This is a genomic window from Massilia sp. CT11-108, assembly GCF_047302915.1.
Classification (GTDB): Bacteria; Pseudomonadota; Gammaproteobacteria; order Burkholderiales; family Burkholderiaceae_D; genus Telluria; species Telluria orientalis.
This window is the reverse complement of record NZ_JBKYMO010000285.1, coordinates 1-7,354: the sequence shown is the minus strand read 5'-3', so window position 1 is coordinate 7,354 and position 7,354 is coordinate 1. Positions and strand designations below refer to the sequence as shown.

Below are 7,354 nucleotides of genomic sequence, written 5' to 3'. Positions count from 1 at the left end.
TTCGGGGTGCTGTGCGTCGACCTCGACCAGTTCAAGCCCATCACCGACGCCTTCGGCCACGACGCCGGCAAGGTCGTGCTGACGACGTTCGCGTCACGCCTGCGCGCGCGGGCGCCGGCCGGCTGGCGCATCGGCCGCCTGGGCGGCGACGAGTTCGCGCTGCTGTCGGCGCCCGGCGTCACGCCGCAGGAACTGGAACGCGTCGCCGAGTCCGTGCTGGACGCGGCGCGGCGCCGCTTCGTCTACGGCGAGCACCGGCTCGCCGTGTCGGCGAGCATCGGCATCAGCACGTATCCCGACCATGGCGGCTGCACGCGCGAACTGCTGCACGCGGCCGATGCCGCCATGTACACCAGCAAGCGGAACGGCCGCAACCTGGCCAGCCGCTTCAGCGGCGACGGCGCGCCGGCCGACGCGGGCCATCGCATCGGCCTGCTGACCGACCTGCATTCCGCGATCCGGCGCGGCGAATTCTTCCTCGAGTACCAGCCGATCCGCACGACCACCGACATGGACATCGAGGCCGTCGAGGCGCTGATCCGCTGGCGCCGGCCGAACGGCGAGATCGTCCCGCCGAACGTGTTCATTCCGCTGGCGGAGCAGAGCCGCCTGATCGTCGACATCGGCCGCTGGGTCGTACGCCAGGCCTGCCACGACCTCGCCCGCCTGCGCGCGGCCGGGCTGACCCGCGTGCGCGTGCACGTCAACATGGCGGCGCCGGAATTCATCGATGCCGAACTGCCGGACCGGCTCACGGCCATCGCCGCGGCGGCCGGCGTCGATCCCCGCGGCATCTGCCTCGAACTGACGGAAGGCGTCGTGATGAAGCATGCCGATAAATCGATCGCCATCATGCGCGAACTGCGCCGGCGCGGCTTCGGCATCGGCCTGGACGACTTCGGCATGGGCTATTCGTCGCTGTCCCTGCTGAAGAAGCTGCCGATCGGCTCGCTCAAGATCGACCGGCTGTTCATGGCCGGCGTGCCGTACGACCGGAACGATTGCGCCATCGTGCGTTCGCTCCTCGACCTCGGCCGGCACATGAAGCTGACGGTGGTCGCGGAAGGCGTCGAGACCGATGCCCAGCTGGGCTATCTGCGCCAGTTCGGCTGTCCCCTCGTGCAGGGCTGGCTGCCGGGCCGGCCGGTGCCGCTGGAGCGCCTGTTCGACCTGATCGCGCAGCCACAGGCGGCCTGAACGTGGCGGCGGCGCCTCATTGTGCTGCCCAAAGAGCGGGAAAACCCCTAGAATAGTTGATCCACGGAATCAGCCACCCACCGGATCATCGCACTCATGGAAACCCTGCTCTTCGCCGCCCCGGCGACCCTCGCCGCGACCCTCGCCGCCGCCTTGTTCGGCCTGTTGATCGGCAGCTTCCTGAATGTGGTCGTGTACCGCCTGCCCGTGATGGCGCAGCGCGAACTCGACAACTACATCGCGCACGAAGCGGGCAAGGACCTGCCGCACCCGGACCGCTTCAACCTGATGGTGCCCCGCTCCGCCTGCCCGCACTGCGGCCACCAGATCACGGCGCTGGAAAACATCCCCATCGTCAGCTGGCTGGCCCTACGAGGCAAATGCAGCGCGTGCAAGGCGCCGATTTCGCCCCGCTATCCGATCGTGGAAGCCGTCACGGGCCTGCTGTCGGCCGTGCTGGTCTGGCATTTCGGCAGCGGCTGGCTGGGCCTCGCGAGCCTCGCGTTCGCGTACTTCCTCATCGCGATGACCATGATCGACTACGACACGAAGACATTGCCGGACGACCTCACGTATCCGCTGCTCTGGCTGGGCCTGCTCGTGAACCTGAACGGCACCATCGTCCCGCTGCGCGACGCCGTGATCGGCGCCATGGCCGGCTACCTGGCGCTGTGGGCCGTGTACTGGCTGTTCAAGCTCGCCACCGGCAAGGAAGGCATGGGCTACGGCGACTTCAAGCTGCTCGCCGCGCTGGGCGCGTGGATGGGCTGGGCGATGCTGCCGACCATTATCATCCTGTCGTCCGTCGTCGGCGCCATCGTCGGCATCTCGCTGATCGTGTTCGCCCGCCGCGACCGCAACAATCCGATCCCCTTCGGACCGTATCTCGCCGCGGCTGGTATGATCGCACTCTTGTACGGAATACCACTCACCCGCTACGCGCAGGGTTTCTTGGTCTAGCCTCGCGCCGGGCCCGAGGATCGCATGGAGACAGCTTCACGTTTTGCGGTAGGGCTCACCGGTGGCATCGGCTGCGGCAAGACGACCGTGGCCGACCTGTTCGCCGCGCGCGGCGCCGCCGTCATCGACACCGACCAGATCGCCCACAGCCTCACGGCCCCGCACGGCGCCGCGATGCCCGCGCTGATCGAGGAATTCGGTCCCGACTACGCCACGCCGGACGGCGCCCTCGACCGCGCGAAAATGCGCGCGCTCGCGTTCTCCGACCCGTCCGCGCGCGCCCGCCTGGAGGGCATCCTGCATCCCCGCATCCGCGAAGCGACGGCCGCCGCCGCCCTGCTCGCGGATGGTCCTTACACGATCTTCGTCGTGCCGCTGCTGATCGAATCGGGCACCTGGCGCGAGCGCGTCGCGCGCGTGCTCGCGATCGACTGTTCGGAAGAAACGCAGGTCGCACGCGTGATGGCCCGCAACGGCATGGCGGAAGACCAGGTCCGTGCCATCATGGCGGCCCAGGTGACGCGGGCGCGCCGCCTGGAAGAAGCGCACGACGTGATCCTGAACGACGCCGGCATCGACGCCCTGTTGCCGCAAGTGGAACGCTTGCACCGCTTTTATCTTGACGAAGCGGCAAGATTAACAATGCCGCCAAGCCAGCGTTTGTAATTTTGTGCATCATGGTTCAGAATCACGAGGTTACCCGCCAGCCTACATTCAGGGGAATGAGAGGAATGACATTTTGATCGTCTATGAATACCCATTCAACGAGCGGATTCGCACGTTGTTGCGGCTGGAGGACCTGTACGAGAAGTTCAAATTCTTTGTAGCCCAGGAACATCCTCTGCAGCACCATGTCGCGCTCGCGACGATCTTCGACATGCTGGAAGTGGCGGGCCGCGCGGACCTCAAGTCCGACCTGCTGCAGGAACTCGAACGCCAGAAGCAGAGCCTGCTGGGCTACCGCAGCAATCCCGCTGTCGCCAGGGACATGCTCGACGCCGTGCTGGCCGAGCTCGACACGGTCAGCAACGCCCTCGTCAACGCCCAGGGCAAGACGGGCCAGAACGTGCGCGACAACGAATGGCTGATGAGCATCCGCGGCCGCACGATCATCCCCGGCGGCGCCTGCGAATTCGACCTGCCGTCCTACCACGCGTGGCAGCGGCGCCCGACCGAACAGCGCCACGCCGACATCATGGCGTGGTTCGCCCCGCTGGCCCCGCTGTTCGAGGCCCTGGCCCTCGTGCTGCGCCTGCTGCGCAATTCCGGCGGCCCCGTCAAGATGATCGCCTCGTCCGGCAGCTACCAGCAGATGCTGCAAGGCAAGGTGTACCAGATGCTGCGCCTGTCGGTGGACGAGTCGCTCGGCGCGATCCCGGAGATCTCCGCCAACAAGTACATGCTGTGGGTACGCTTCACGACCCAGGGCGGCGACCTGAAACCGAAGCCGCTGGAAGAAGACGTCCCGTTCGAACTCACACTCTGCAATTTTTAGAAGCACACCATGACCGTCGTATCCTGCCCCACCTGCGGCATGAAGGTCGAATGGAAGCCGGAAAACAAATTCCGCCCATTCTGTTCCGAACGCTGCAAGCAAATCGACCTGGGCGCCTGGGCCGAAGAGAAATACACGATCCCCGGCGCGCCGCCGGGCGATACCGACGACGACGCCGTCTCGAAAGAATAAGGTCGCGTGAAGGCCGCCGCACTGGCGCTGGCCGCCATCCGCTTCTACCAGCGTTTCATCTCTCCGTACAAGGGCTTTTCCTGCGCACTGCGCGTGGCGACGAGCGGTGACAGCTGCTCGGCGTATGGCTATGCGGTCATCGCGCGCTTCGGGCTCAGGCGCGGACTCGGGCTGCTCGACCGCCGCCTCGCGCTGTGCGGCCACGTGCACCGGCGGATGCCGCGTCCGCCCGCGCCCGTGCTCCATCCGCGCGTGCGACGCCAGCAGGGATTCTGCGACGCGCCGTGCGACGTGCCCTGCGACGGCCCCGGCCACTGCCATTTTCCGTGCGACGGCCACCACCACTGCGGCGGCGTGCCGCGGCATCTACCCTGCGACGCGTTCGATCTGTGCGATGTCTGCGACGGCTGCGATGCGTGGAAACGCTGGCGCGAGCGCCGCCGCCGGCACGACACGCGTGACCTGGATGCGGCGGCGGAACGGATCAGGCGCCGGAACGCCCCGCGTACCGCACCTGGTCCAGCCAGTCGAGCAGCGGAATCGTCGCCGGCAGCAGAGGACTGACGGCATACGCGCCCTGCCACGCGAACGCCTGCCCTTCCAGGCTTTGCGGCTCGCCTTCCCACTCGCGGCTGATGTAGAAATACAGCCGCACGTGCGCGTGCTCGTACACGTGTTCGACGCAGCACCACGGCTCGGCCGAGATCACCCTCACGCCCAGCTCTTCGACGAATTCGCGCTGCAGCGCGTGGAAGATGTCTTCCCCGGGTTCGACCTTCCCGCCCGGGAATTCCCAGTAGCCGGCATACGGCTTGCCGTCCGGGCGCTGGCCCAGCAGCACGTCGCCGTTCGGGCGCATCAGCACGCCCACGGCCACATCGACCGGCTTCTCAGACATCGACCTGTTCCTGTACCGGCGCGGGCGGCAGCTTGCCCGCGTAGTCCTTGGCGAACTGCCACGCGACGCGGCCCGAGCGCGAGCCGCGGCCCAGTGCCCAGCGCAGCGCATCGCCGCGCGCGCCTTCGATCTGCTCCGGCGTGCAGCCGAAGCTCGCCAGCCAGTGGCCGACGATGTCCAGGTAGTCGTCCTGCTTGAACGGATAGAACGACAGCCACAGGCCGAAGCGTTCGGACAGCGAGATCTTTTCCTCGACCGTCTCGGCCGGGTGCAGGTCGTCGTCGGCCACGTGCTTGTAGCCGGCGTTGTCCGAGAACTTTTCCGGCATCAGGTGGCGGCGGTTCGACGTCGCGTAGATCAGGACGTTGTCCGACTGCGCCGCAATGCTGCCATCGAGCGCCACCTTCAGCGCCTTGTAGCCCGCTTCGCCCTCTTCGAAACTGAGGTCGTCGCAAAAGATCACGAAGCGCTCCGGCCGGCCCGCGACGAGGTCGACGATGTCCGGCAGGTCGGCCAGGTCGGCCTTGTCCACTTCGATCAGGCGCAGGCCCTGCGGCGCGAACTGGTTCAGGCACGCCTTGATCAGCGACGATTTACCGGTGCCGCGCGCGCCCGTCAGCAACACGTTGTTGGCGGGGCGTTTGGTCACGAACTGGCGCGTATTCTGCTCGATCTGCTCTTTCTGCGGACCGATGTGCTGCAGGTCGTCCAGGCGGATGCAGGCCGTGTGCGCCACGGCCTGCAGGTACTTGACGTTGCCCGCGCCCGGGCGCTTGCGCCAGCGGTAGGCGTAACCGTGGCGGAAATCCGGATCGCGCGGCGCCGCGGGCGGCAATAAAGCCTCCACGCGCGCCAGCAGGGCTTCGGCGCGGTGCAGGAAATTCTCCAGCTGGTTCATCGGGTCAGGAACGGTAGTCGGCGTTGATCGAGACGTAGTCGTGCGACAGGTCGCAGGTCCACACGGTGGCATCCGCCTCGCCGCGCGCGAGGACGACGCGCACGAGGATCTCGGCCTTCTTCATCACGCGCTGGCCATCCTCTTCCTTGTACGCCGGATTGCGGCCGCCGGCCTTGGCGACGAGGACGTCGTCCAGGTACAGGTCGAGCTTCGCCGTATCGAGATCGTCGACGCCCGCGTAGCCGATGGCGGCCAGGATGCGGCCCAGGTTCGGGTCCGATGCGAAGAACGCGGTCTTCACAAGCGGCGAGTGGGCGATGGCGTAGGCGATCTTGCGGCATTCTTCCATGTCGCGGCCCTGCTCCACGGTGATCGTGATGAACTTGGTGGCGCCTTCGCCGTCGCGGATGATCTGCTGCGCCAGGTGGCGCGAGATGCCGGTGACGGCGTCGCGCAGCGCTGCGTAGTCCGGGCTGTCGGTCGAATCGACGACGAGCGAACCCGCGCCCGTGGCGACGAGGATGAACGAGTCGTTGGTCGACGTGTCGCCGTCGATCGTGATGCTGTTGAACGAGCGGTCGGCCGCGTACTTCACCAGTTCGTCCAGCACGGGTTGCGCGACCTTCGCGTCGAAGGCGAGATAGCCCAGCATCGTCGCCATGTTCGGCTTGATCATGCCGGCGCCCTTGCTGATGCCGGTCATCGTGACGGTGTGGCCGCCGATGGTGGTCGTCAGCGACGCCGCTTTCGGCTGCGTGTCCGTCGTCATGATGGCTTCGGCCGCGTTGAACCAGTTATCCGCCTTCAAATTCGCAATGGCGGCCGGCAGGCCCGCGACGATCTTTTGCACCGGCAGCGGCTCCAGGATCACGCCGGTGGAAAACGGCAGCACCTGCTGCGCGTCGAGACCGAGCAGACGCGCCACTTCGGCGCACGTGGCCTGCGCGTTCTGCAGGCCCGGCTCGCCGGTACCCGCGTTCGCGTTGCCCGTGTTGACGACCAACGCGCGGATCGGCTTTCCGCCCGATTTGACCGATTCGAGATTCGCCTTGCTGACCTGGACCGGCGCCGCGCAAAAGCGGTTCTTCGTGAACACGCCGGCGACGGTCGCCCCTTCGGCGAGCTTCATCACCAGCACATCCTTGCGGTTCGGCTTCTTGATGCCGGCTTCGGCGTAACCGAGTTCGATGCCGGCGACGGGTTTCAGTTCGGCGGCGACGGGCAGGGGGGAATTGACGGCCATGGCGTTCTCTAATGAAAAGATGGAAAGAAGGTCCGGTATTGTACCGCCTGCGGGCGACATGCACGGACGGGCAGCCGCTGTTAATACACGCTTAAGTTGACCACTTAATAATCGGCAACACTACTTACCCGGCGATGACGCTTTGGTAAGATGGCCCATCCACCGGAGGAGTAATGACCGACAACCAACGCGATGTAATGAGCGCCGGCTTTTCGCTGGCGATCGTCCTGTGTGCCCTGTTCGTGACGCAGCGCTTCATCCTGCCGCTGCTGTGGGCCGCGATCCTGTGCATCGCCACATGGCCGCTGTACGCGCGCGTCCGCACGGCGCTGGGCGGGCGCACGATCGTCGCGGCGGCCCTCGTCACCATCATCGTCGCCATCGTGTTCATCGCGCCGCTCGCGCTGGGCGTCACGTCGGCCGCGCGCGTACAGCGGCCATCTGGCGATGCACAGGATCGCGGCCCACAGC

Annotated in this window: 9 protein-coding genes and 1 pseudogene; 7 read left to right on the top strand and 3 right to left on the bottom strand. The window is 66.6% G+C overall.

What is annotated here, in order from left to right; genetic code table 11:
• From ACEN88_RS20405 to yidD, 6 genes are all read left to right on the top strand, one after another.
• Nucleotides 1-1,197 (top strand): putative bifunctional diguanylate cyclase/phosphodiesterase (locus ACEN88_RS20405; protein WP_413342478.1); only part of this gene is annotated, 1,197 nt, incomplete at its 5' end.
• A gap of 96 nt (nucleotides 1,198-1,293) precedes the next feature.
• Nucleotides 1,294-2,157 carry a prepilin peptidase gene (locus ACEN88_RS20400; protein WP_413342476.1) on the top strand — a complete coding sequence of 288 codons (864 nt, stop codon included), beginning with the start codon at nucleotides 1,294-1,296 and terminating at the stop codon, nucleotides 2,155-2,157.
• 24 nt (nucleotides 2,158-2,181) lie between these two features.
• Nucleotides 2,182-2,823, top strand: coding sequence for a dephospho-CoA kinase (gene coaE / locus ACEN88_RS20395; RefSeq protein ID WP_413342475.1), 642 nt, complete (start codon nucleotides 2,182-2,184; stop codon nucleotides 2,821-2,823).
• 73 nt (nucleotides 2,824-2,896) lie between these two features.
• Nucleotides 2,897-3,652, top strand: a complete 756-nt coding sequence (zapD, locus tag ACEN88_RS20390; protein ID WP_413342473.1) for a cell division protein ZapD — start codon at nucleotides 2,897-2,899, stop codon at nucleotides 3,650-3,652.
• A 9-nt stretch (nucleotides 3,653-3,661) separates the two neighbouring features.
• On the top strand, nucleotides 3,662-3,844 hold the full coding sequence (gene yacG, locus ACEN88_RS20385) for a DNA gyrase inhibitor YacG (RefSeq protein ID WP_413342471.1): 183 nt from the start codon (nucleotides 3,662-3,664) through the stop codon (nucleotides 3,842-3,844).
• A gap of 6 nt (nucleotides 3,845-3,850) precedes the next feature.
• Nucleotides 3,851-4,408, top strand: a complete 558-nt coding sequence (gene yidD, locus ACEN88_RS20380) for a membrane protein insertion efficiency factor YidD (protein ID WP_413342469.1) — start codon at nucleotides 3,851-3,853, stop codon at nucleotides 4,406-4,408.
• On the opposite strand, the gene ACEN88_RS20375 is transcribed toward yidD, so the two are convergent.
• The 3 genes from ACEN88_RS20375 to argJ are packed head-to-tail and all read right to left on the bottom strand — an operon-like array spanning nucleotide 4,329 to nucleotide 6,883.
• Entirely contained in the window at nucleotides 4,329-4,742 is a 414-nt protein-coding gene (locus ACEN88_RS20375; RefSeq protein ID WP_413342467.1) for an NUDIX domain-containing protein, read from the bottom strand. The genes yidD and ACEN88_RS20375 overlap by 80 nt on opposite strands.
• Entirely contained in the window at nucleotides 4,735-5,640 is a 906-nt protein-coding gene (locus tag ACEN88_RS20370; protein WP_413342465.1) for an ATP-binding protein, read from the bottom strand. The genes ACEN88_RS20375 and ACEN88_RS20370 overlap by 8 nt, the downstream gene beginning before the upstream one ends.
• A gap of 4 nt (nucleotides 5,641-5,644) precedes the next feature.
• Nucleotides 5,645-6,883, bottom strand: coding sequence for a bifunctional glutamate N-acetyltransferase/amino-acid acetyltransferase ArgJ (gene argJ, locus ACEN88_RS20365; protein WP_413342463.1), 1,239 nt, complete (start codon nucleotides 6,881-6,883; stop codon nucleotides 5,645-5,647).
• Between the two features lie 173 nt (nucleotides 6,884-7,056).
• Between argJ and ACEN88_RS20360 the strand changes: the two are divergent.
• A pseudogene (locus tag ACEN88_RS20360) lies at nucleotides 7,057-7,354 on the top strand (hypothetical protein); the annotation flags it as partial.